This window comes from Xanthomonas sp. SHU 308, from assembly GCF_000364645.1.
GTDB classification, from domain to species: domain Bacteria; phylum Pseudomonadota; class Gammaproteobacteria; order Xanthomonadales; family Xanthomonadaceae; genus Xanthomonas_A; species Xanthomonas_A sontii.
Genome location: NZ_AQOK01000822.1, coordinates 1 through 1,378 on the forward strand (window position 1 = coordinate 1; position 1,378 = coordinate 1,378).

Sequence of the window (1,378 nt, forward strand, 5' to 3'; positions counted from 1 at the left end):
GTAGCCGGCCTGCGCGTACAGCGCGTCGATCGCCGCCAGCAGCGCCGGGCGCGAGCGGAAGTTGTGCGCCAGCGGCGGCGCGCGTTCGGCGTCCGCGGCGGCGGCCAGGTAGGTGCGCACGTCGCCGCCGCGGAAGCCGTAGATGGCCTGCTTGGGGTCGCCGATCAGGGCGAGCAGCGGCGGCAGCGTGTCGTCCGGCGCGGGCAGCGAGGGCGCGATCGCCGCGTCGTCCTGCGCCGCAGCGGGATTGGCCGTGTCCGGGGCGAACACCTTGCGGAAGATCGTCCACTGACGGTCGTCGGTGTCCTGGAATTCGTCGACCAGGGCGACCGCGTACTGCGCGCGCAGCCGCTGCGCCAAGGCGGCGCCGTGCGGGCCTTCCAGCGCGCGCGCCACGCCCTCGACCAGGTCGTCGTAGGTCTGCACGCGGCGCTGGCGCTTGAGATAGGCCAGCCGTTCCGCCGCGTCGGCGCGCAGCGCGTGCAGCAGGCAGATGCGACGTTGCGTACGCCACTGCGCCAGCTGCGCCAACGCGGCGAGGTAGCCGTCGATGGCGTGGCTCAGCGGCGAGGCCGGGGTGCGCTCGGCGTGCTTCTTGTTGGTGCCGGCGGCCAGTTCGGCGGCGGTGAGCTTGACCAGCTTCGGATGCGGCGGCGCGTCCGCGGCCGGTGCCGCGGCGAAGGCGTCCAGCCAGTGCCACAGCGCGGTCAGCCAGTCGGGCTTGTAGCTGACCTTGCTCAGCACGCCGGCATCCATCGCCGCGGCGATCGCTTCGAAACAGGCGGTGCCGTGGGTGCGGAACGCCTCGGCCAGCGCCACGCCGGCGTGCTGCGCGGCCTGCTGCAACACGGCGCCGTCCTCGGCGGAAAAGACCGGCGCGGCCGGCAGCAAGGTCGGATGCCGCACCAGTTCGCGCAGATCGGTGGCCATGCCGTCCGGTCCGCCCGGCCACAGCGCCACCAGATCCTCGGCCATCGCCGGATCGGCGGCGCGTTGCCGCCACAGGTCGGCGGCGACGTCGCGCAGCAGTTCGCGGTCGTCGGTGAGCAGTTGCGGCGCGGCGAAGGCCTGGCCGCTTTCCAGCGCGTGCTCGCGCAGCACGCGCGCGCAGAAGCCGTGGATGGTGAAGATGGCGGCGAGGTCGATGTCCTCGGCCGCCTGCTGCAGGCGCCGGCGCAGGGCGGCGGGAGTCTCGGTGCTGGCGGCCAGATGCGCGGTGAGGATGGCGCGGGTGAGGGCGACGTCGGGTGGGTCTTGTTGCGGGGTTGGGCGCGATGGGTCGGTCGCGGCTAATCCCGAAAAGGGGACAAGAGCCGCTCCTACGAGGTCCTGGTCCGGATCGGGGACCAGGCTGGCCGCCAGCGTCAGGCGCTCGCGG

The 1,378-nt window shown here is 73.7% G+C and carries 1 protein-coding gene; it reads right to left on the reverse strand.

Annotated elements, in window-relative coordinates; translation table 11 throughout:
• Window positions 1-1,378: UvrD-helicase domain-containing protein (locus D588_RS0121570; protein WP_017917481.1), on the reverse strand; the 1,378-nt coding region annotated here is incomplete at both ends.